We start from the raw sequence: 22,907 nt of genomic DNA, 5'->3' as shown, positions 1-22,907 counted from the left end.
CTCCATCTGAACACCTTCGCCAGAGGACCGTCCGCGAGGAATAGAAGCTGAACGGCAATCCATACATAAAACCCCGCCGGACAGAGCGGGGTTTTACTACAATTTAGCGCCAATCGCGCTTCTTCAATCGGTTGCTCGCAGGATTGATCTGCCCCATGATCTGACGGCCTTCGGCCAAGCGCAGCGCCAGCAACGAGGAGAAAAAACCGAGCGTCATGCCGCCGACCATATCGGTCAGCCAGTGAATGCCCAAGTAGAAAATCGAGAAAATGATGATGGCGGCGCTGATCGGCACGAACCATTTCCAGAACGCGTTGCCGGATCGGCGAGCCATAAGCGCCAGTGTCACCGACAGTGACGTGTGCAAGCTCGGAAAGCAGTTGTTGAGCCCGGACAGCGGCCGGTATTCCGCTTCGAACGTCGGGAACGCGTCCAGCATCAGGAACCGCACGTTCGGGTTGAACGCATGCACTTCCGTCACCGGGAAGAACAGGAAAAACGGAATCGCGATCATATAATTGAACATAATCGCGTAGCACAGCGCGTAAAACAGCTTCGTATTCTTCGTATACACGTACAAAATAATAGAAGCGACCATCAGCGCGGTGAAGACGACGACATAGTAATAGCTCATGAAGTGCGTCAGGATGATGTTCTCGAACAGCTTCTGGAACACAACGATGAATTCGCCCTCCATCTGGTGAAACGAAGGGGTGAAGTCGCTCAGATGATGCATCTGCTTTTCTATCAGCTGCTCGATTTTATTAAAGAACAAAATCATCAATACGGCGCAGAAATGAAGCAGCATCTTTTTGCGGCTAGAGAGCTCCTTCACAAACACGCCGGCGGCGCGGAAAGGCTTTAGAGGCGAAAATCCCAATGCGATAACAAGCAATATATAAACGGTAACTGCGATTAAAATCGAAACTTGGGTCATGGATGTGATGAGAAACATGTTGCTTCCCCCTAGAAATGGAAAATAACTGCAGAGAACGAACTCATCAATTATAGCACAGGGTCAGGGGAAGTGAAATGATCAAACGATCTCATTATTTTTTCCTGTTCACGCCGATCATGCCGCCTAATGCACCGCTAGCGAATGTAAGGACAAGCATGGCGATCGTAGAAGCGTCGAAGTGGGCGTCCAACCCTAAAAATCCGGTCAGCAGCACAATGATCCCGTAAATGAGCCCCGCGATTCCCCCGTTGTACCAGCCTTTGTTCACCGCGCGTTTGCCGCTGCCGATTCCTCCGATGGCCGAAGAAATCGCATGGATCATGTACACCCAAGCCGTAACGGACTGTTCTTTGAAATCGGTGAACGCGAGCAGCAAGGAGAGGAGCAGCATGCCGAGCAGCAAGCAGATCGTAGCGTTGACGAGTCCTGAGAGTAGGGGGGAAGTGATGCGCAGACGTGGAACTTTGGATAAGGAATTCATGGAAAACATCGCACCTCCATCATAGTATCGGTTCCAACCCGTTCCGAAATCCGCTTCTGTCAGCCAGGCCGGCCGCCTTCGGACAGGGAGGTCGTTATGGTTTCATTGTATGGGCGGCTTGGACGGAATAGTACAAGGCTGCCGGACGGACTGCCAATTATTGAACGGGGGCAGCCTGCATGAGGGGCGATTCCCATGGTGAGAATACCATTGACTTCATCAGACCGGAGACCGGAGGGACACGCTATGGATAGGGTAGACATTCCAACGCTTCTGCTGCGTACGGTGGCGATTTATTTCGTCATCTTCCTGATGATGCGCATTATGGGCAAACGCGAAATCGGCAAGCTGTCGGTGTTCGACCTCGTCATTTCGTTTATGATCGCAGAGATCGCCGTCTTCGTCATTGAAGATACGAATATGCCAATGATACACGGGCTGCTGCCGATGTTCACGTTGGTGCTGATTCAAGTACTGCTGGCCTATTTGACGCTGAAGTCTCAGACGGTCAGGAGCTGGTTCGACGGGAAGCCGAGCTTTCTGATCGAGAACGGGAAGTTGAATCGCGAGGAAATGAAAAAACAACGGTACACATTAGACGATCTTATGGTGCAGCTTCGCGAAAATAAAGTGACGAATGTGGCGGACGTGGAGTTCGCAATGCTCGAGACGTCTGGCAAGCTGAGCGTAATCGAAAAGCCGAAACCGATGAGCGGAAGCAAGGGCAAGGCAGGCGGACCGGTGCAATATCGCTATGAAGGGTTGCCGGTGCCAGTGATCATGGACGGCAAAGTGCAGGACAAAAACTTGGAGAAGTTAGGAAAAACGCGGTTTTGGCTCAAAAATCAGCTGCAGGAAAAAGGCGTTAACGATTTAAAGGACGTATTTTTCTGCACGATTGATTATAAAGGCCGATTCTACTTGGATATGAAGCGCAGGCGGTAAACCCGCGGCTGGCATCCAGCGCCTAACGTTTGAAAAACCGCCCTAATCCGGGCACACGGCGTATGTCGTCTTTATTCACCATCCCGAGCAGAACTATGATGGCCCCATAAACGGCAGCTCCAGCGGCGCATGAGGCAAAGAACTTCATCAGCGCCTGATTCGTCCAGGCCATATACATCACGATATGGCACGTAGCGCCCATGATGACCATGCCGAAGCCGGTTTTGAGAAAATGGATGCCGTCCATCCGGAACTTCACATGCTTCGCTACGCTGTTCCAGTGCAGCATGGTCACTAACACGATATTGGCGTTGATCGCGACAATTGCACCGAGGATGCCCCATTCGGGCTTGGAGGCGAGCCATACGATCAGGAGTAGCTTGACGGCGGCGCCGATGAAGGTGTTCGTCAGAGCTGTGCCGGGACGGTCCAGTGCTTGAAGCGTAGCTTGCAAAGGACCTTGAAAGTAGATGAAGAGGGCGACCGGCGCCATCAGCTTCAGCATTTTAGCCGCTTCCACATTGCCGTACATAAAGTAACAGATCGGCTCCGCTAGCATATACATGAGCACGACGAAAGGAGCGCCGGTGACGAGCGCAAGCCGGAGCGACTGGTGAAGCCGTTTGTGAATCGTCACATGGTCGTTTTTGGCGGCGGCTTCGGAGAGGGAAGGGATGAGCGAGACGGACAAGGAATATGTAAGCGCTCCCGGCAGCAGCAGGATCGGAATGACCATCCCTTGCAGCATCCCGTACTGGGCAGTGGCCGCGCCTGTAGCGATCCCGGCGATGGCGAGGCTTTGCGCGATCATGATCGATTCGAGCAAATAGGAGGTCGAACCGACAAGCCGGCTTCCCGTGACGGGAATCGAGATCGTCAGGATCCGTTTTATCTCGGCGCTCAGCCTCGTCTGCACACGCTTGGCTTCGGAAGCAATGCCGGCCAGCCTCTTGCGGACAGGATTGCGCTTGTGGTGGTAGAGCAGAACGGCCATACCGCCCAGCTCGCCGATGACGACGCCGATCATGGCGCCGGCCGCCGCTTTTTCGATCCCATAGGGGAGCAGCAAAAAAGAGATCGCGAGCATCGCCACGATTCGAACGACGGTTTCGACCACTTGTGAGACGGCGGACGGAATCATGTTCTGCCGACCTTGGAAATAGCCGCGGAAGACGGACGAAACGGCGACGATCGACAAGATCGGGCTCATGCTGATGAACGTGTCATAAACACGGGCGTCTGTCAGCAGATGGCTGGTGATCCAACGGGCCCCGACGATACACAGCGCGGTGAACACGAGGCTGAGGCCGACTGTAATCGTGAGCGATCCGGCAATGATGCGCCTGATGCGGGCTTCGTTCCCCTCCGAGTCGGCTTCCGCCACCAGCTTGGCCACTGCGATCGGGATTCCGCCGGTAATAATCGTGAGCACGACGATCATGAATGGGTAGCCCATCTGGTACAGTCCAACTCCTTCCGCACCGATGACCCGGGGCAGCGTGATGCGAGGGATGAAGCCCAGCAGGCGATTGACAATGCCTGCGGCCAGCAGGATCATCGTTCCTTTTATAAACGACTGTTTTTTCAAGTGCGGATCTTCCTTCCCGAGGGCATCGTTTGACGGCTTGTCACACAGTGAGGTTATTGTAACAATATGCGGAGGGTGTACAGGCTCATGCTAAGTTTTTGGGATGAGGACGGGCTGAGGCAGGAAGGAAACGGAGAGACGGCGGCGAATAAGTTAAGGTGACAAGGCAGTTGAAGAAGATGGGGGGATTGGCGGCATGGAGCAAGACGGCTTGGATCACGAAGAGGTGCGTATCGAGTCGGACGACGAAAAAAGTCGAATGATACGCGAGCTGTGCGACAGCAAGGCGGAGGAATTCCGGCTGCTTGGGTACGACCGGGTATCCGGCGAGGACGTCTGGAGCTGCGTCAGCGACAAATACGCCAAGCTTGGCGAGCCGCCGCTGCATAAGATGGTCAACGATATTTTGTCGCTGAAGGTGACGTCCTTGATGAACTGGATGACGCTCAGCGTCTATAAAGGAGCCCAATTCTAACCGGTTGGGCTCTTTCTTTTGGGCAGCGTCCGGTCGCAGGGCAAGGCTGGAAGACCGGCGCAAATTGACTCGATTTTTGCCGCTCGCTATAATAGGAATATTGAGTATCGAAGGGAGTACGTCCAATATGGATTTGAGAAGACTTGTCACATTCCTGGTTATTGTGCTAGTAGCGTTTGGAGTTATAGCCGGGACAAGCCCCCACCTACTCAAGCAGATCAATCTGGGGTTGGATTTGAAAGGCGGCTTCGAGATTTTGTATGAGGCCGAGCCGATTGAAGCGGGGAAAACGGTTTCGCGGGATTCCCTCGTCGAGACGGCGAAGAGCCTAGAGAAGCGGGCTAATGCAAGCGGCGTAGCGGAGCCTGAAGTGACGACCGAAGGGACGAACCGAATTCGAGCTCGTCTGGCCGGAGTCGAGAATCAGGACGAAGTGCGGCAATTGCTGAAGAAGCCTGCCGAATTGTCGTTCCGCGGTCCGGACGGCACGAAGGAATTGATCGGCAGCGACTTCGAAGAAGGCGCGGCGCAGATCGGTTTCGGGCAGACGAACCAACCCGAAATTCAGATTAAAGTGAAGGATGCCGAGAAGTTCAAGAAGGTGACCGAGAAGCTGCTTGGACAGAAGCTCGCGATCTATCTGGACGAGACGATGCTGTCCGATCCTACCGTACAGAACGTGCTTACGGACGGTCGGGCAACGATCTCCGGCAGCTACTCGTACGAGGAAGCCAGAAAAATCAAGGATACGATCAACCTGGGCGCTCTGCCGCTCAAGCTGACGGAGAAATATACGCAATCCGTAGGCGCTACGCTGGGGCAGCAGTCGCTCCACCAAACGGTGCAAGCGGCCATCATCGGATCGATTATTATTCTGATCTTCATGGTGCTTTTCTACCGGATACCGGGTCTTGTTGCTTCGGTAACGCTGATTACGTACACATGGGTCGTGCTGCTCATGTTCTACTTGATGAACGCGACGCTGACATTGCCGGGTATCGCGGCTCTCGTCCTCGGGATCGGGATGGCGGTCGACGCGAACATTATCATGTATGAACGGATCAAGGAAGAAATCCGCAGCGGCAAAAGCTTGCTGTCGTCGCTCAAGTCCGGCTCCAAGCATTCGTTCCGGACGATCATGGACGCGAATATTACGAACATTATTGCCGGCATCGTACTATACTACATCGGGAACGGAGCGATTCGCGGCTTCGCCCTGACGATGATCGTCAGCATCCTGGTCAGTATCGTGACCAACGTGTTCTTCTCGCGCCTGCTCATCCATTTGCTCATTCGTTCCAATTTGTTCAAGAAGCCAAGCTACTACGGCGTGAAGGAGGCGGATATCCGTGGACTTTAATCGGAAAAATTACAAGGAGCGTTACGACTTCATCAAACATCGCAACCTTTACTTCCGCTTATCCAGCGCTATCACAGTGATCGGGATCGTCATGCTGCTCATTTTCAACCTTCATTACGGCGTTGACTTCAAGTCCGGCACGTCGATCGATATCTCGGTGGGCAAGGCGGTTACGCAGGAGCAGACGGACCAGGCATTCCGGGAAGCCGGTCATCCGCCGGTCATCCGAACGGTTGGCGGCGATAACAGCGACCGAATTTCAGTGCGTTATGACGAAATTTTGACCGACGCCGACGTGAAGGCGATTATGGAAGTATTCACCACGAAGTATGGCTCGCAGGTTTCCAATGAAGTGAACATCGTGACCCCGGACATGGCCAAGGAGCTGGGCAAAAAAGCGCTCCTCGCCGTAGCTATCGCAAGCCTGGGGATCAGCTTGTATGTGACGATCCGATTCGAATGGCGCTTCGCCGTCTCGGCGATCATCACGATTTTATATGACGCTTTTTTCGTTATCGCGATTTTCTCCATCTTCCGACTGGAAGTCGACTTGCCGTTCGTTGCAGCGATTCTGACCACGATTGGATATTCCATCAACGATAAGATCGTTATTCTGGACCGGATTCGCGAGAACCTGCGATTCGGCAAAGTGCGTACGGACGAGGATTTGGCTGACTTGGTCAACCGAAGCATCTGGCAGACGATGGGACGTTCGATCAATACGGTCGTCACCGTTCTCGTAGCGGCGCTCTGTCTCTTCATCTTCGGCAGCGAGTCGATCAAGCTCTTCGCGCTTGCGAAGATGATCGGTCTGGCGAGCGGCGTGTACTCGTCGATCTTTCTCGCTACGCCTATGTGGTACTTGCTCAAGCGCCAGTCGCTGAAAAGCCGCAAGGTAGCCGTTGCCAAGCAGCCCTCCTAAGGGCTGCCGAGCTAGGAGTTCATAACCATGGTATCGAGGGGTGTCAATATGACGAAGCAGCGCTATGAACAGGCTAGCTTAGCTGCTTGGTTAGGTATTGTCGGCAATTTGGGCTTAGCGGTAATGAAGGGGATCGTCGGCTGGTTTTCGGGGAGCAAGGCGTTAATCGCCGATGCCGCGAACTCGGCCTCCGACGTGGCCGGCTCGATTGCCGTCCTGATCGGGCTCCGCGCTTCCCATAAGCCGCCGGATGAAGATCATCCGTACGGGCACGGGAAAGCGGAGTCGATCTCCGCGATTATCGTTTCCGTCCTGCTGCTGTTGGTTGGACTTGAAGTCGGCATCTCCTCCGTGAAGACGATAGTCGCAGGCGTGGAGACCCGGCCCGAGTGGTATGCGCTAGTAGCCGTCATTATTGCGATCATAGTGAAAGAATTACTGTTTCAATACAACATTCATCTCGGGCGCCGGCTGTCGAGCCAAGCGCTCATCGCCAGCGCCTGGGACCACCGTTCCGATGTGCTGAGCTCGATCGCCGTCCTCGTCGGGGTATTGGCGGCGCTGATGGGCGATTATTGGGGCCAGCCTTGGCTCTATTACGCCGACCCGGTGGCTGGGTTATTCGTTGCTCTTTTGGTGCTGCGGATGGGGTATCGCCTCGTAACCGAGTCGATTCACAGCGCGATCGATCATGTCCTGCACAAGGAAGACACCGAAGACATGCTGGAGACCGCACAGCGGGTCAAAGGCGTAATCGTGGTCAACGAGCTGCGAGCGAGAGAACACGGCCATTATGTGATCGTCGATATTAAAATTTGCGTCAACCCGAAGATTACGGTGATGGAAGGGCACGAGATCGGCAAAACCGTCAAGCAGCAGCTGCTGCGCCGGTTCAGCCATGTGTCCGACGTGATGATTCACGTCAATCCGTACGACCCGGGGTATCCTTACAAGAACAACGTCGACTCCGAGCAGACGGAGCAGCCTAGCCTGCTTCACTAGGAAACGGCGAATCAAGGGAATGTATAGCAGGAGGTCCGCATGCTCCAATCAAGAGCGAGATGGTCGACCGCGGCATGCGATGCGCAAGCGGCGGAGCGGCTCGCGGAGCGGCTCAAGCTCCATCCGGCCGTAGCGAGGCTGCTGACGGCCCGAGGCATTACAACAGTTGAAGAAGCGGACATATTTCTCCACGGCGGAAAGGATCATGTACATGATCCTTTTCTGTTGGAGGGTATGTCTGCAGCAGTCGAACGGATTCGGCGCGCGATTGACAGCGGCGAGAAAATTCGCGTCTACGGCGACTATGACGCAGACGGCGTAACGAGTACGGCGCTCATGACGCATCTGTTGCATCGTATGGGCGCCGATTTCGATACATACATCCCGCATCGAATGCTGGAAGGCTACGGTTTGAACTTGAAGGCGATAGACGATGCCAAGCTTAACGGCGTCCGCTTGCTGGTGACGGTCGACACCGGCATCAGCGCGGTTGAGCAGATCGCCTATGCGACCGAGCTTGGCATCGAAGTGATCGTGACGGATCATCACGAGCCGCCTGAGGTGCTTCCGGACGCCTATGCGATTCTCAATCCGAAGAAGCCGGGCTGCCCGTATCCGAACAAGCAGCTGGCCGGAGTCGGAGTCGCGTGGAAGCTGGCGCATGCGCTGACCGGCGAGCTGCCCGAATGGCTGGCGGAGTTCGCCGCGATCGGGACGGTCGCCGATCTGATGCCATTGTTGGGCGAGAATCGTGTGATCGTGAAGCTGGGGTTGGGCCGGCTGGCCGGCACATCGCGGCCAGGGCTGAACGCCCTGTTCCAGGTGAGCGGGCTTGAGGGAAAAGAAGTGACATCGACGCACTTGGGCTTTGCGCTAGCCCCTCGGATCAACGCCAGCGGCAGGCTCCAGCATGCGCGCGATTCGCTTCGGCTGCTGACGACCGAAGATACGTCGGAAGCCGACCGGCTCGCTCAAGAGCTGGACACGCTGAACAAGGAGCGTCAGCGGCTCGTCGACGAGATGACGGAGGAAGCGCTCGAGGTGCTTGCAGCTGGCGCGGACGGTGCCAGTCCGGAGGACAAGGTCATCGTGGTAGCGCGCGAGGGCTGGAATGCCGGGGTCATCGGCATTGTGGCCGCGAAGGTGCTCGAGAAGTTTTACCGTCCGACGATCGTGCTGACGATCGATGCGGAGACGGGCAAAGCCAAAGGCTCCGCCCGTTCGATCGCAGGCTACGATATGCATCGGGCGCTGACCTGCTGCGAGGAGCTGCTGGAGCATTACGGCGGCCATCAGGCTGCGGCCGGCATGACGCTCCGGCGGGAGCTGCTCGAGCCGTTCCGACGCCGCTTGATCGCGTGCGCAGAGGAGTGGCTGCGGGAGGACGACTTCGTCCCGATGCTGCAAGTCGATGCGGAGGTGGCGTTGTCCGAGGTCAGCCTCGAGAGCATTCGCCAGATCGAGCAGATGGCTCCGTTCGGCATGGGCAATCCGGCGCCGCGTTTCCAACTGAGCGGACTGGATGTGCAGGAGATGCGCACGATGGGCAAGGAGAAGCAGCATCTGAAGCTGCTGTTGGCCCAGACCGCGATGGAAACCGCTTGCTCGATCGAAGCGGTTGGGTTCGGCCGAGGCGCGATGACGCAGCGTATCTCGCCGACGTCCAAGCTCGATATGATCGCTGAGCTATCGATCAATGAATGGAACGGCGTGCGCAAGCCTCAGATGATGATCCAGGACATGCGCGTTGCCGAGCTGCAAGTATTCGATTGGCGCGGCGAGCACCGGCTGCAGCAGAAGCTGGCGGAGTTGAAGGCTGCTCATAGCGAGCCCTCGGGCGTGCTGCGAGGCGCAGTCATTGTCGAGCGGCAGCTGCATTGGCCGAAGGTTCAGCTGCAATTGGAGGAAAGCGGCTGGCCCGTGTACGGCTGGGATCCTGTGCATGGTGCTGTGCCGCTGAACGATTCGGCTGAGCGTACGGCATTCGCAGCCATGACGGACATCGTGTTATACTCGCTGCCGGATGAAGAGTCCTCGCTTGTCGCGCTGCTTGGCGCAGCTTCAGGCGCCGAGCGGTTGTTCCCGGTTTTCGCCGATTGGAATACGGATGACTTCCGGCTGCCTTCCCGCGAAGCGTTCAAAAAGGCATATGGTTTACTGCTGCATACCGGCTCTTGGCCGGCGGGAGAGCTCGCTCAGCTTAGCCAATTTGCCAAGAAATCCGGTTTGTCTGTCGGGGCGTTTCGGTTTATACTGGATGTGTTTGAAGAGCTGCAGTTTGTTGAACAGAGCGGCTCGCTGCAACGCACGGTCGCTCAGCCGAAGAAGTCCGAGCTGGATACGGCTCCGTCCTATCGGCGGAGAGTTCGCCGGAACGCTCTGGAGCCGTCCTTGATTTATTCGACGGCGCTTGAGCTGACGGCTTCGTTGCTGCAGAGATGCCGAACCATAGAATCAAGCGATTCAAGTGTTGCAAGAGATGAACTTGTGGAGGGTATACGATGAATTTCAAAGACTATATCCGGGTCATTCCGGATTTCCCGCAGCCCGGTATCCGCTTCAAGGACATTACGACGTTGCTGAACAATGGGCCGGTCTACCGGGCGCTCATCGACGAGCTGGCGGCGCATTACAAGTCGCAGCAGATCGATGTGATCGCGGGTCCGGAAGCTCGCGGCTTCGTAGTCGGCGCCCCGCTCGCTTATGCGCTGGGCGTAGGCTTCGTGCCGATCCGCAAGAGCGGCAAGCTGCCGGGCGAAACGATCGAAGCGGGGTATGATTTGGAGTACGGCAAAGACAAGCTCGCCATGCATAAGGACGCGATTCTGCCGGGACAACGCGTCTTGATTGCAGACGATTTGCTGGCCACCGGCGGCACCATCAACACTACGATGAATTTGATACGTCAGCTGGGCGGCGATATCATTGGGGCGGCTTTCATGATTGAGCTGACTTACTTGAACGGCAGAGAGAAACTAGGCGGCGTGGAAGTAAAATCGCTCGTACAATACTAATTGGCGATAGATTGGGCGATGCTAGTGCTGACAGCAAATATGAGCCAAGTCGGCAGGAGGCACCGATCCCATGGACCGTTATAAGTTTTCTACGATTGCACATCAAAAGCATGTATATTGCAACCCGATTCCCGAGACCAAGATGTCTCGGTTGATCGGGTTGCTTGCGTTGCAGCAAGGGCAGCGTTTCGTTGATATCGGAGCCGGTCATGCCGAACTGTCGATTCGGCTGTGCGAGAGGTACGACGGCGTGGAGGCCGTCGCTCTCGAGTGGAGCGAGCCGGCGCTTGCGGCAGCGGCAGCGCGGGCGGCGAAGCGGGTCGGACCCGAGCGGCTGAAGCTGATCGGCGGCGATGCAGGCGAGGCCGTCGCCGCGATGGAGGATGCTTCCTGCGACGCGGCGCTGTGTATCGGCTCGTCGCAGGCGCTGGGCAACGCGGAAGCGGCTCTGCAGGCGATGCGCCGCATCGTGCGTCCGGGCGGCAGCATCGTGCTGGGCGAAGGTTATTGGCGCAAGCCGCCGTGCTCGGCTTATCTCGAGGCGCTTGACGCCGAGGAGGACGAGCTGAAGACGCACGCAGGCAATGTTCGGCTAGGGGTGGACCTCGGTCTGGAGCCGCTGTGGTCCTTTACCGCCAGCGAGGACGATTGGGACGAATATGAATGGCTTTATAAGTACTCGGTCGAGCAATATGCCATGGAGCATCCGGACGATCCGGACCGGGAGGCGATGCTGGAGCGGATCCGGAGCTGGAACTCGGTCTTTATACGCTGGGGACGGGATACGCTTGGTTTCGGTCTGTATTGGTTCCGGAACGGATCGGATCGCAACTAGTTGATGAACTCTTGATTGCCCCGGCAAACCCGCCCAGTTGACGCCAAACGCGCGGATTGGCATAATGGTAGGAAACACGCATGAGAGACATGCATGGATTCCCCGGGAGAAAGGGTTTAACGATGGGCATTGAGCAGTTACTGGAACGGGCCGCCGCATACCTCAAGGAGAGCGACCTGAAACGAATCGAAGAAGCTTACGTTTTCGCCGATCAGGCCCACTACGGGCAAGTGCGGAAGTCGGGCGAGCCGTATATTCTTCATCCGTTGGCGGTGGCCGACATTCTTGTGAACATGCAGATGGACGTGACCTCGATTATCGCCGCTCTGCTGCACGATGTCGTCGAAGATACGACCGTCTCGCTGGAAGCCGTGGATCAGCATTTCGGGAAAACTTGCGCGATGTTAGTAGACGGTCTGACGAAGCTGGAGAAAATCCAGTTCAAGTCGAAGGAAGAGCAGCAGAACGAGAACTACCGCAAAATGTTCGTCGCGATGGCGCAAGATATCCGCGTCATTCTGATCAAGCTCGCCGACCGGCTTCATAATATGCGGACGCTGAAGTTTCAGTCCGAAGAGAGCCAACGCCGCATTGCCCATGAGACGCTTGAGATTTTTTGTCCGATTGCGCATCGGCTCGGGATTTCTGCGATCAAGTGGGAGATGGAGGATATCGCACTCCGGTATTTGAACCCGCAGCAATATTACCGGATCGTCAACCTGATGCAGAAGAAACGCGCCGAGCGGGAGCAGTATATTACCGAGATTATCGCCAACATCAATCACAAATTGAGCGAGATGGGCATTGAAGGCGATATTTCCGGGCGGCCGAAGCATATTTACAGCATTTATAACAAAATGACGACCCGGAACAAGCAGTTCAATGAAATCTATGATCTGCTGGCGATTCGGGTTATTGTCGATAATATCAAAGATTGCTATGCAACGCTCGGCATCATCCACACGCTGTGGAAGCCGATGCCGGGGCGGTTCAAAGACTATATCGCGATGCCGAAGCCAAACATGTACCAGTCGCTTCATACCACGGTGGTCGGACCGAGCGGTGAGCCGCTGGAGGTGCAGATCCGGACTTGGGACATGCACCGGACTTCGGAGTTCGGGATCGCGGCGCATTGGGCGTATAAGGAAGGCACGCTAGTACCGGTCGGCAGCTTCGAGGACAAGATGAACTGGTTCCGCGAAATTCTCGAGCTGCAGCAAGAGACGAGCAACGCTTCCGAGTTTATGGAATCGCTCAAAATGGACTTCTTCTCCGATCTTGTTTTTGTTTTCACGCCAAAAGGGGAAGTGATCGAGCTTCCTTCCGGCTCCGTGCCGCTAGATTTCGCTTACCGGATTCATACGGAGATCGGGAATCGCACCGTAGGGTCGAAGGTGAACGGCCGTATCGTACCGCTGGATTTCAAGCTAAGCACCGGCGACATTGTAGAGATTCTGACCTCCAAGCATTCCTACGGGCCGAGCCAGGACTGGATCAAGATCGCTCAATCCTCGCATGCGCGCAGCAAAATCAAGCAATGGTTCAAGCGCGAGAAACGCGAGGAGAACGAGCAGAAGGGCCGGGAGCTGATCGAGCGCGAGCTGAAGCGGCTCGGCATCGATCCGCCGACTCTGATGTCCGACGACAAGCTGTCCGAAGTGTGCAAGAAGTTCAACTTCAACGATATTGAGGATATGATGTCTGCGGTCGGCTTCGGAGGGATTACGGCTGCACAGATTTGCACGCGGCTGACCGAGAAAATGCGGCGCGAGGCCGAGGAGCAAGCGCATTCCCTCGAGCTTACGACCGAGGTACGCGATGTGAAACCGCCAATGCCGGAGCGCAAGTCGCGACCGACGCATGGCGTGCGCGTGAAGGGCGTCGACAATTTGCTCGTTCGTTTCGCCCGCTGCTGCAACCCGGTGCCGGGCGACGAAATCATCGGCTACATTACGCGCGGTCGGGGCGTCTCCGTTCATCGGAGCAGCTGCACGAACATCCCGACCGGCGAGGAAGACGATCAGAACCGGATGATCGAGGTCGAGTGGGAAACCTCGGTCGAAGCGAACTACCACGTCGAGATCGAGATTACCGGCCACGACCGCCGGGCGTTCCTGAACGAAGTGCTGCAAGCGGTCTCGGAGAGCAAAACCGTCATCTCGGCCGTATCCGGCCGTTCGGACAAGAACAAGATGGCGACGGTGCATATGACGATTCTGATCAAACATATCGACCATCTGCAATCGGTCGTCGAGAAGATCAAACGCGTCAAGGACGTGTACTCCGTACAGCGGATTATGCAAGGCTAATGCGGTGGGGACAGGGGCTGGATGAAGAGAGATGCGAGTGGTCGTGCAGCGCAGCAAACAAGCTAGCGTGAAGGTGGAGGGCGAAGTTGTCGGGCGGATCAAGCGAGGGCTCGTCCTGCTCGTCGGCATCACCCATGAGGATACGGAGCAGGATGCCCGTTATTTGGCCGAGAAGCTGGCCGGACTGCGCATCTTCGAGGATGATGACGGCAAGATGAACTTGTCGGTGCGGGAAGTGGAGGGGCAGGTGCTGTCCATCTCGCAGTTCACTTTGTACGGCGATGTGCGCAAGGGGAAGCGGCCTAACTTCATGGCAGCCGCGCGGCCCGAGCAGGCCGAGCCTTTGTACGAGCGGTTCAACGGACTGCTGCGGGAGCAGGGGCTCGTGGTCGAGACCGGACGATTCGGGGCGATGATGGACGTGGAGCTGGTCAATTGGGGACCCGTGACGCTTGTTGTGGACAGCAAGTAGTTTTGTGGGGAGAGGAGTCGCAGCGGTGCGGCTCTTTTTTTATTCGCAGCCATTCAAAACAATTGACACCAGAACTAATGTTCGATATTCTAATAACACACCGACATCTCAGTCAAACTATGCTACAATCTATTTACCGGACAAGGATAGGTGATCGTGAAATGGAGCAGCTGCTTCGCGAAATTATTACCCAATTGAGTCGGATTGACTCAAGACTAGACACGCTTGAGACGAGATTCGACGCGCTCGAGACGAACATGAACAACCGCTTTGACCAGCTCAACAAAAAGCTGGACGATTACCAGGCCGAGAACATCGCGGCCGATGAGAAGCTGCTGGAGATGATCGGAGTTACGAACGACAGGCTGGATTTCCAGATGAGCCGAATCGTCAAAAACGAAGAAGAAATCTTCTTTTTGAAAAGAGCACGCCAAGCCTAACGCATTGCACGCAAGCATAAATGCTCCGGGAATTGGAAACAATAGACGATGACCGTCGATTACCAATCCGAACCGAGGAGCCTATGCATGCGCCAATCCAGTCAAGAGAAGAAGCTGCTGCTTGCGGAAAACCGTCTGCTTCACAACGATCGGCACGAGTCGCTCGGGATGGAGACCGCCGCTTTCTCGCTCGAAGCCGCCCAGGAGTGGGCAACCGGCTCGGCGTCCGTGAAGCGGTCACCGCGCAAAACATCGCGATAACAATCCACGAGATCCTAATTAGCAATCCCTTTCCCAATCGGAGAGGGATTGTTTGTGTATAGGCGCTCGTTTTTCTTGGACGGCCGGCTGTGGTAAACTGGAGCCATAACGGCGTTCCTGCAACAACTGCCGACAGTGATGGAACGGAAGAACATGAAGAGAGGCGAAGACATGAAAGTCGAAATCGTCCCGATCGGGTTCCAGCAAGACTACCGGATGGACATTTTTCATACATGGAAGCTGTTTTATGAAGAAGTGGAGATCGTGTATCCGGGGGAACAAACGGGTGAAGCGGCATGGCGCATGACGATCGAGCTGACGGACCTTGGCGGGCAGGCGGCCCGAGAGGTGCATGCGACCGTCAAGCTGGAAGCTGCGGATCAGCACCAAGCGGAGGCGAACGCGCTGGCTGCCTGGACCAGCACCGAAACGCATCGCCTGCGCAGCACGACGCCGGACAATCAGAAGCGCGAGACGAAACGCGTCATCTGCAAGGCGATGCTGCACGCGCTGGAGCATGCGACGGGGCTCGAGATGCCATGGGGCATCCTGACCGGCGTGCGCCCGACGAAGCTGATACACAACCTGCTCGCCAAACACGGTCGCGGAGCCAGCATCAAGCTGCTGCAGGAGGAATACCTCCTGACCGACGAAAAAGCGCTCCTACTGGCGGATATCGCTGAGCGGCAGCTTAAGGTGATCCCAGACTTGTTCGATCTGGATCACGAGGTGAGCGTATACATCGGCATCCCGTTTTGCCCGACCAAGTGCGCCTATTGCACGTTCCCGGCCTACGACATCCGCGGCAACAACGGCAGCGTGAACGCTTTCCTGGACGGCCTCCACCATGAGCTCCGCGAGACGGGGCGTTGGCTCAAGCAGGCGGGACTCGGCATCACGACGATCTACTGGGGCGGCGGAACACCGACCAGCATCACGGCGGAGGAGATGGACGCGCTGTTCGTCACTTTGCATGAATCGTTCCCGGCGATGGACCGCGTGCGAGAGCTTACAGTAGAAGCGGGTCGCCCGGACACGATTACACCGGACAAGCTGCGTGTCATGCGCAAGTGGAACGTGGACCGGATCAGCATCAATCCGCAAAGCTTCACTCAATTGACGCTCGATAAAATCGGCCGCCACCACACGGTGGACGAGACGATCGAGAAGTTCATCCTGTCCCGCGAGATGGGGATGGACAACATCAATATGGACTTGATCATCGGGTTGCCGAACGAGGGCATCGACGAATTCCAACATACGCTGGACGAAACGGCCAAGCTGCTGCCCGAGTCGCTTACGGTGCACACCCTCTCGTTCAAGCGCGCGTCCAAAATGACCAAAAACCGCGACCAATACGAGGTTGCGGAGCGCGACGAAATCGGCGATATGATGAAGATGGCTACCCATTTTATGGACGAGAACAAGTATGTGCCGTACTATTTGTACCGCCAAAAAAACATGCTGGGAAACCTGGAAAACGTCGGCTATTCGCTCGAAGGACGCGAGAGCTTGTACAACATCGTGATGATGGAGGAACGGCAAACGATCATAGGAGTAGGCTGCGGAGCGGTGAGCAAGGTGCTGTATCCGAAGCAGTTGGATGCCGAAGGCAACGAAGTGCGCAAAATCGAGCGTTTCCCGAATCCGAAGGAGCCGTCCGTGTACAACCAGGCTTATAGAGAATATTTGGACAAAAAGCTGAAGCTGATGGACGAGGCTTACGACCGCCAACCGGTCTCCGGTGTTTGACGTATGAGCAAATTACCCGTTGCCCCTCCATCGCTGTCCCAACTGCGGAATGTAATCGCGAACGTGCAAGTGTCGCTATCGCTTGCGGCCTACACCAAAGTAAGCACCAGATGGCGCGACATCGATTTTGTGTCCGATTTCAGCCGGCTTTACTATATCATGGAAGGGGAAGGCGGCCTCGTGATCGACGGGACCGCTTATTTCCCTCAGCCGGGCCAGCTATTCGTTCTGCCTTCCGGCTTGAAGTTATCCTACTTCACCACGAGTGACAATACGTTCGGCAAATACTGGTGTCATTTCAACGCCAAGCTGGGAGACCGCGATCTGTTTCGGCTGCTGGGCATGCCAGCCTTCGTCGATGTGGACGATGCGGAGCGGCTCACCACTTTGTTCCAAGAGCTGATCGAGCAGTACAAAAGCGACTCGGTGACGGCAGGTATCCGGCAAAAAGCGGTGCTCCTCGAGCTCGTGGCGTATTTCCTGGAACGGGCGCAGACGGCGATCGGAACGGAGAAACGGAGCGCGGGCCAGCAGCATCAGCGAATCCATCAGCTGCAAGACGTGCTGCAGTACATCGAGAATCATCTGCACCAAGCGATCAGCGTGAACGAACTGGCTGAGCTGGCGCATTTTCATCCGAATTATTTCATCCGCCACTTTCATGAGCTGCTGGGCATGTCGCCGATCCAATACATCAATCACCGGAAGATGGAGAAAGCGAAGCAGCTGCTGCTGGCGTCCGCCGACATTCCCGTTTCGGAAGCTGCAAGAGCGGTAGGCTTGGAGCTGTATTATTTCTCGCGGCTGTTCAAGAAGCTGGCCGGCCTGTCGCCGACTCAATATAGGGAATTGTTTATGTCAAACGATTAAACTTTCTATGCTTGACATACCCATGGGGGGTATAGTATTCTGGATTCAGAAAGGAATGAGGCATATGGAAAAAGACCCTAAATCGCATACGCAGGAAACGAACGGCTGCGAAGACGGTGATTGTGCTTCGGGTGAGCGGAGAAGCCATCATTCCGAGAAAATGAAGTCCAACCTCATTACCCGGTTGAATCGGATCGAGGGGCAAATTCGCGGCGTTAAAGGATTGATCGAGAAGGACACGTATTGCGACGACGTGCTGAACCAGATCGCGGCGATCCAATCGGCTTTGAACGGAGTAGGCAAGCTGCTGTTGGAAGGCCACATGAAAACTTGCGTCGTGGAGAAAATCCAGGCGGGAGACAAGGACATTATCGCCGAGCTGATGGTGACGGTCAATAAACTGATGAAATAAGAGGAGGCGCTGCAGATGCAAGAAGTGAATTTGAAGGTACAGGGGATGTCCTGCGGGCATTGCGTAAGCTCGGTGGAAGGCGCGGTGAAGGGTGCCGGAGCGGATGGCAAGGTCGATTTGGCCAAAGGGACGGTAGCAGTCGTATTCGATGAGCAAAAAGTGAAGCTTGAGGCGATCAAGGAAGCGATTGAAGAGCAAGGGTATGATGTAGTGTAAGGATTGGTAGACAGCGTGGGCCGGAGCCATGAAAGTGGCTCCTTCTTTTTAACGACATACATACCCATAGGGGGTATAGGTAATACTAGAGGATCAGGAGGGCTCCGAATGAGCGCACAGCAGAAGGAAAACGGAGAAGCGAATTTGCTCATCACGGGAATGACTTGCGCCGCGTGCGCCACCCGCATCGAGAAGGGGCTGAATCGGCTGGACGGCGTCTCGCAGGCGAATGTGAATTTGGCGCTCGAGTCCGCTCAAGTCGTTTTTGAGCCGGGGAAGCTGCAGGTGGAGGATTTGATCCGCAAAGTGGAGCAGCTGGGCTACGGGGCTAAACAAAAGGAGCAATCGAATAGGGCCGAGCTCCGGAAGAAGACAATCCGGCTGCAACAAGGGAAGCTGTTGGCGTCGGCCCTGCTGTCGTTGCCGCTCCTGTGGGCGATGGTCGGGCATTTCTCCTGGACGGAAGGGCTTTGGGTGCCGGAGCTGTTCATGAACGGTTGGTTCCAGCTGGCGCTCGCGACGCCGGTCCAGTTCCTGATCGGATGGTCGTTCTACGTCGGCGCTTACAAGGCGCTTCGCAACGGCAGCGCAAATATGGATGTGCTGGTGGCAATGGGTACATCGGCAGCCTACGCGTTCAGCTTGTTCGCTACGATCCGGTTTGCGGCTTCCGATTCAGGCGTAGACGGCATGCAGGGCATGGACGGGCTGTCGGCTCCGGTCGGAGCCGGCGGGATGGTGCATGAAGGAATGGCTGGACCGTCACAGCCGGAGCTATACTTTGAGACGAGCGCCGTGCTCATTACCTTGATCCTGCTTGGGAAGCTGCTCGAGGCATTGGCGAAGGGGCGTTCCTCGGAGGCGATTCGATCGCTGATGGGATTGCAGGCGAAGCATGCTCTCGTCGTCAGGGACGGCCAGGAGCTGCAAATTCCAGTGGACCAGGTGATAGTTGGCGACGAGCTGATTGTGAAGCCAGGGGAAAAAATACCGGTGGATGGCATTGTGGGAGCCGGAGCTTCAGCGGTAGATGAGTCTATGCTGACCGGGGAGAGCGTGCCGGTCGAGAAACAGGAAGGCGACCCTGTGTACGGCGCGACCTTGAACCGGAACGGTCTTCTGCGCATTCAAGCGCGGAAGGTAGGGAAAGAAACCGCATTGGCGCAAATTATCAAGGCGGTCGAGGAAGCCCAAGGCTCGAAGGCGCCGATCCAGCGGATCGCCGATATCATATCGGGCATTTTCGTACCGATCGTGGTCGGGCTTGCGGTGTTGACATTCGCGGCATGGTTCGTCTGGATCGAGCCGCGGGAGTTCGCCGGTGCGTTGGAGAAGGCGATAGCGGTGTTGGTCATCGCCTGTCCATGCGCCTTGGGACTGGCGACGCCGACTTCGATTATGGCCGGCTCCGGCCGTTCGGCGGAGGCAGGCATCTTGTTCAAGGGCGGCGAGCATCTGGAAGGGGCTTATCGGATCGACACGGTCGTGCTCGACAAGACGGGAACCGTGACGAACGGCAAGCCGGAGCTGACCGATGTGATCTCCGAGCAAGGCTGGGATGACGTCCGTCTGCTGGCTTTGGCGGGAGCGGCCGAGCGCAGCTCGGAGCATCCGCTTGCGCAGGCGGTGGCCGCGGGTGCGATCGCCCGCGGGCTGACGCTGCCGCACGCGCAATCGTTCGAGGCGCTGCCGGGTTATGGGATACGCGCCGTTGTAGACGGGCGCGAGCTGTTGGCAGGTACCCGTCTGCTCATGAGCGGGCAAGGTGTAGCGGTTGCCGCGCCTACGCTGAGAGCGATGGAGGAGCTGGAGGAGCAAGGGAAAACGGCGATGCTCGTAGCGGTCGACGGGCAGGTGGCCGGGTTGCTGGCGGTCGCCGATACGATCAAGCCGACTTCGCAGGAGGCTGTGGAGCGGCTGCGCGTTATGGGCGTCGAAGTTGTCCTCATGACGGGAGACAACGCCAGAACGGCGCATGCGATAGCGCGACAGGCAGGCATCGACCGCGTGTTAGCCGAGGTGCTGCCGGAAGGCAAGGCCGAGGAGGTGCGCCGGCTGCAGCAAGCCGGCAAGCGGGTCGCCATGGTCGGCGACGGCATCAACGACGCGCCTGCCTTGGCGGCGGCCGATATCGGCATGGCGATCGGCACAGGCACGGATGTCGCGATCGAGGCCGCAGACGTGACGCTGATGCGCGGCGACTTGAACGGCGTGCCCGACGCGATCCGGATAAGCCGGAAAACGATGGCGAATATTAAGCAAAATTTGTTCTGGGCGCTTGCCTACAATGTGGTGGGCATCCCGATTGCAGCCTTGGGATACTTGGCCCCGTGGGTGGCCGGCGCGGCGATGGCGCTAAGCTCGGTGTCCGTCGTGCTCAATGCGCTCAGGCTGCAGCGGATGTCTTTGCAAAATGGAGGTATTGGAAAATGAAACGATGGATGTTAATGGGGCTAGTTGCGATTACTGTTGGGGTGACGGCTGCTGGCTGTACAAAATCCGGCGGCGGTTCCGGGGGCGATGGTCACGGGGCGCATGCTTCTGCTGTCGCTGACCCGGGTGCGGCGGATAAGACCGAGGCTGTCTGGAGATTCACGCCTGATAAGCCGATAGCCAAGTCCGGTCTGCCTTCGAAGACGAATATTGAAGTGCAGGTGAACGATCATACGAGCGGGAAGCCGGTTGAGAAGTTTGCGGTCAGTCATGAGAAGCTGATGCATTTGATCGTGGTGAGCAAGGACCTAACTACGTTCCTGCACCTGCATCCGGAGTATGTCGGCAAAGGTAAGTTCCAAGTGGAAATGGAGTTCCCTTCCGGCGGAGATTATAAGCTGTTTGCAGACTATGTTCCAAGCGGCGGGGCTCCGGTGACGAAGAGCCGCGAAGTGAAGGTCGAAGGATTTACATCGACGGCGGTACCGATCGTTCCTGATGCATCGACTGCGAAAACGGTGGACGGGGTGGAGGTGTCGCTGAAGCTGGACGGCGCGAAAGCCGGAGAAGAAGCGATGCTGACGTTCCGCATGGTGGATGCGGGCTCCAAGCAGCCGGTGAAAGACTTGCAGCCGTATCTAGGCGCTGTCGGCCATGTGGTCATTTTGGACGCGAAGGCGGAGCAGTACTTGCATGTACATCCGATGGACGAGAAGGCCGTCGGTCCGAACGCCGAGTTCATGACAGTATTTCCGCATGGCGGCGACTACAAGGTATGGGGGCAGTTCCAGCGAAACGGGAATACTTTTATTGTTCCTTTTGTCGTGAGGGTGTCGGAGTAATCGGTTTGATGGAGGATCAGGATAAGAGGGGGTGCCCGTGAGTCGACCGTTGGTGCTCTTTCTTTTAGCGAAATTGGCGTTAGTTTTGTGCAAATGAAAGTGAGCTTCTTTCATTTTTCCTGATGGGAATTCCCCTTACACTAGTACTTGTAGGCTCCACGCTTGAGCTGGCGGCGGAGCCGATTCCATAGTTGACGGAGGGAACCCGGGATGAGGACAGAACAGATGCGTTTACTTACGGATGAGCAGATGCGGCAATTTATCGTGCAGGGCTTTTTGATTTTGAAGACGGATTTTCCGAAATCTTTTCATGACCGGCTGACGGCGCAGTTGAGCGAGGTGTATCGGGTTGAGGGCAATCCCGGCAACAATTTGCTGCCGCGGGTGAGAGAGCTGCAGGACGTCTTCGACCATCCGGTCGTTACGGGGGCGCTGACGAGCGTGCTCGGTCCCGGCTATATGATGCATGCGCATCGTCACGGGCATTTCAACAATACTCGGAAACATGGAGTCTGGCATAAAGATTCGTATTGGGGCTATCGCAGGATGAGAAATCATCGGCCTTGGTGGGCGATGATTATGTATTTCCCGCAGGATACGCCTGTCGAGCTGGGACCGACCGGCGTCATGCCGGGGACGCAAAACTTCGAAACATGCACCTTCTCCACGGAGGACAGTTTCGGTGAAGCGACGGCAGCGGGGGAAGCAGGAACGTTCGCGCTTATCCACTACGATATTTGGCACCGGGCGACGGCTAACACGGCAGGCAGAGAACGGTTTATGCTGAAATTCGAGTTTATGCGGACGCAGGCGCCTGTGCAGCCGAGCTGGGAGCATGAAGATGCAACTTGGGTGACGCCTGAGTTTCCGGAGGTTGTTTTCTCGAGTGAAGTGATGTGGCGCGACACTTGGGATTGGTTAACGGGGGCTGGGCAGGTTGAGGGCGGGCGTGCGGAAGTGGCGGCTGCTGTAGAAGTTGAGGTCGGTGGTGTTGAGCGGGAGGGAGAAGGCGGCGAGCTTGGCATGAGCGTTGAGCGGGAAGGAGAAAAAGGCGAGCTTGGCACGAGCGTTGAGCGGGAAGGAGAAAGAGGCGAGCCTGGCACGGGCGGGATGGGAGCCGCGGAGGTTCGCGGCTTGCTCGAGCAGTTGGCGGGCGGCGACGAGCGCCAGCGTACGGCGGCGGCCGACCGGCTCGCGCTGGCCGGCGTGCCCGAGACGTCCGCGCTGCACGCGGACGTCGTAGCCGGGCTCGCGACCGCGCTGGCGGGCGCGTGCGAGCCGGCGGCGCTGAACGCCGCCTACGGGCTGGCGCGCTGCGGC

Annotated in this window: 22 protein-coding genes; 19 read left to right on the top strand and 3 right to left on the bottom strand. The window is 56.7% G+C overall.

The features are described from left to right. Positions 1 to 103: 103 nt before the first annotated feature. The gene (locus tag PKO02S_RS26335) at positions 104 to 955 is read right to left on the bottom strand and encodes a phosphatase PAP2 family protein (RefSeq protein ID WP_127587831.1); all 852 of its coding nucleotides are present in this window, start codon (positions 953 to 955) and stop codon (positions 104 to 106) included. A gap of 94 nt (positions 956 to 1,049) precedes the next feature. Further along, on the bottom strand, positions 1,050 to 1,439 hold the full coding sequence (locus PKO02S_RS26330; protein ID WP_164821701.1) for a TIGR04086 family membrane protein: 390 nt from the start codon (positions 1,437 to 1,439) through the stop codon (positions 1,050 to 1,052). Between the two features lie 246 nt (positions 1,440 to 1,685). On the opposite strand from PKO02S_RS26330, the gene PKO02S_RS26325 reads away from it, so the two are divergent. Further along, positions 1,686 to 2,384, top strand: coding sequence for a DUF421 domain-containing protein (locus PKO02S_RS26325; RefSeq protein ID WP_127587827.1), 699 nt, complete (start codon positions 1,686 to 1,688; stop codon positions 2,382 to 2,384). Positions 2,385 to 2,406: 22 nt separating this feature from the next. On the opposite strand, the gene spoVB is transcribed toward PKO02S_RS26325, so the two are convergent. After that, complete coding sequence (spoVB, locus tag PKO02S_RS26320) at positions 2,407 to 3,972, bottom strand: stage V sporulation protein B (RefSeq protein ID WP_127587825.1); 1,566 nt, start codon at positions 3,970 to 3,972, stop codon at positions 2,407 to 2,409. A gap of 196 nt (positions 3,973 to 4,168) precedes the next feature. On the opposite strand from spoVB, the gene PKO02S_RS26315 reads away from it, so the two are divergent. The 18 genes from PKO02S_RS26315 to PKO02S_RS26235 all read left to right on the top strand — a co-directional run. Further along, positions 4,169 to 4,447: a post-transcriptional regulator gene (locus PKO02S_RS26315; RefSeq protein ID WP_246067461.1), complete on the top strand. Its 279-nt coding sequence runs from the start codon at positions 4,169 to 4,171 to the stop codon at positions 4,445 to 4,447. Between the two features lie 127 nt (positions 4,448 to 4,574). Beyond that, positions 4,575 to 5,807 (top strand): protein translocase subunit SecD, encoded by a 1,233-nt coding sequence (secD, locus tag PKO02S_RS26310; RefSeq protein WP_127587823.1) that lies wholly within the window; start codon positions 4,575 to 4,577, stop codon positions 5,805 to 5,807. Next, positions 5,797 to 6,729 carry a protein translocase subunit SecF gene (gene secF, locus PKO02S_RS26305; RefSeq protein ID WP_127587821.1) on the top strand — a complete coding sequence of 311 codons (933 nt, stop codon included), beginning with the start codon at positions 5,797 to 5,799 and terminating at the stop codon, positions 6,727 to 6,729. The genes secD and secF overlap by 11 nt, the downstream gene beginning before the upstream one ends. Before the next feature lie 48 nt (positions 6,730 to 6,777). Further along, complete coding sequence (locus PKO02S_RS26300) at positions 6,778 to 7,731, top strand: cation diffusion facilitator family transporter (RefSeq protein ID WP_127587833.1); 954 nt, start codon at positions 6,778 to 6,780, stop codon at positions 7,729 to 7,731. Positions 7,732 to 7,770: 39 nt separating this feature from the next. Continuing rightward, positions 7,771 to 10,236 carry a single-stranded-DNA-specific exonuclease RecJ gene (gene recJ / locus PKO02S_RS26295; protein WP_127587819.1) on the top strand — a complete coding sequence of 822 codons (2,466 nt, stop codon included), beginning with the start codon at positions 7,771 to 7,773 and terminating at the stop codon, positions 10,234 to 10,236. Continuing rightward, the gene (locus tag PKO02S_RS26290; protein WP_127587817.1) at positions 10,233 to 10,745 is read left to right on the top strand and encodes an adenine phosphoribosyltransferase; all 513 of its coding nucleotides are present in this window, start codon (positions 10,233 to 10,235) and stop codon (positions 10,743 to 10,745) included. Before recJ ends, PKO02S_RS26290 begins: the two co-directional genes overlap by 4 nt. Positions 10,746 to 10,815: 70 nt before the next feature. Next, the gene (locus PKO02S_RS26285; RefSeq protein WP_127587815.1) at positions 10,816 to 11,580 is read left to right on the top strand and encodes a class I SAM-dependent methyltransferase; all 765 of its coding nucleotides are present in this window, start codon (positions 10,816 to 10,818) and stop codon (positions 11,578 to 11,580) included. Between the two features lie 122 nt (positions 11,581 to 11,702). Beyond that, positions 11,703 to 13,889, top strand: coding sequence for a RelA/SpoT family protein (locus PKO02S_RS26280; RefSeq protein WP_127587813.1), 2,187 nt, complete (start codon positions 11,703 to 11,705; stop codon positions 13,887 to 13,889). 31 nt (positions 13,890 to 13,920) lie between these two features. Beyond that, positions 13,921 to 14,361 (top strand): D-aminoacyl-tRNA deacylase, encoded by a 441-nt coding sequence (gene dtd / locus PKO02S_RS26275; protein WP_127587811.1) that lies wholly within the window; start codon positions 13,921 to 13,923, stop codon positions 14,359 to 14,361. 161 nt (positions 14,362 to 14,522) lie between these two features. After that, on the top strand, positions 14,523 to 14,801 hold the full coding sequence (locus PKO02S_RS26270) for a hypothetical protein (protein WP_127587809.1): 279 nt from the start codon (positions 14,523 to 14,525) through the stop codon (positions 14,799 to 14,801). 87 nt (positions 14,802 to 14,888) lie between these two features. Next, positions 14,889 to 15,062, top strand: coding sequence for a hypothetical protein (locus PKO02S_RS32595; RefSeq protein WP_164821700.1), 174 nt, complete (start codon positions 14,889 to 14,891; stop codon positions 15,060 to 15,062). 171 nt (positions 15,063 to 15,233) lie between these two features. Next, on the top strand, positions 15,234 to 16,814 hold the full coding sequence (locus tag PKO02S_RS26265; RefSeq protein WP_127587807.1) for a coproporphyrinogen III oxidase: 1,581 nt from the start codon (positions 15,234 to 15,236) through the stop codon (positions 16,812 to 16,814). Positions 16,815 to 16,817: 3 nt separating this feature from the next. Continuing rightward, on the top strand, positions 16,818 to 17,684 hold the full coding sequence (locus PKO02S_RS26260) for an AraC family transcriptional regulator (protein WP_127587805.1): 867 nt from the start codon (positions 16,818 to 16,820) through the stop codon (positions 17,682 to 17,684). A 64-nt stretch (positions 17,685 to 17,748) separates the two neighbouring features. Then, a complete protein-coding gene (locus PKO02S_RS26255) occupies positions 17,749 to 18,096 on the top strand; it encodes a metal-sensitive transcriptional regulator (protein WP_127587804.1) in 348 nt (115 codons plus the stop codon). A 15-nt stretch (positions 18,097 to 18,111) separates the two neighbouring features. Further along, entirely contained in the window at positions 18,112 to 18,312 is a 201-nt protein-coding gene (locus PKO02S_RS26250; RefSeq protein WP_127587802.1) for a cation transporter, read from the top strand. A gap of 108 nt (positions 18,313 to 18,420) precedes the next feature. After that, positions 18,421 to 20,745 carry a heavy metal translocating P-type ATPase gene (locus tag PKO02S_RS26245; RefSeq protein WP_127587800.1) on the top strand — a complete coding sequence of 775 codons (2,325 nt, stop codon included), beginning with the start codon at positions 18,421 to 18,423 and terminating at the stop codon, positions 20,743 to 20,745. After that, positions 20,742 to 21,587 (top strand): DUF8832 domain-containing protein, encoded by an 846-nt coding sequence (locus PKO02S_RS26240; RefSeq protein WP_127587798.1) that lies wholly within the window; start codon positions 20,742 to 20,744, stop codon positions 21,585 to 21,587. Before PKO02S_RS26245 ends, PKO02S_RS26240 begins: the two co-directional genes overlap by 4 nt. Before the next feature lie 225 nt (positions 21,588 to 21,812). Further along, on the top strand, positions 21,813 to 22,907 hold a 1,095-nt coding region (locus PKO02S_RS26235), incomplete at its 3' end, for a phytanoyl-CoA dioxygenase family protein (protein ID WP_246067457.1).

Origin of the sequence: Paenibacillus koleovorans NBRC 103111, assembly GCF_004000845.1 — a bacterium.
Classification (GTDB): Bacteria; Bacillota; Bacilli; order Paenibacillales; family NBRC-103111; genus Paenibacillus_AA; species Paenibacillus_AA koleovorans.
Note: the sequence above shows the minus strand (reverse complement) of the source record. Positions and strands in the feature narration are given on the sequence as shown.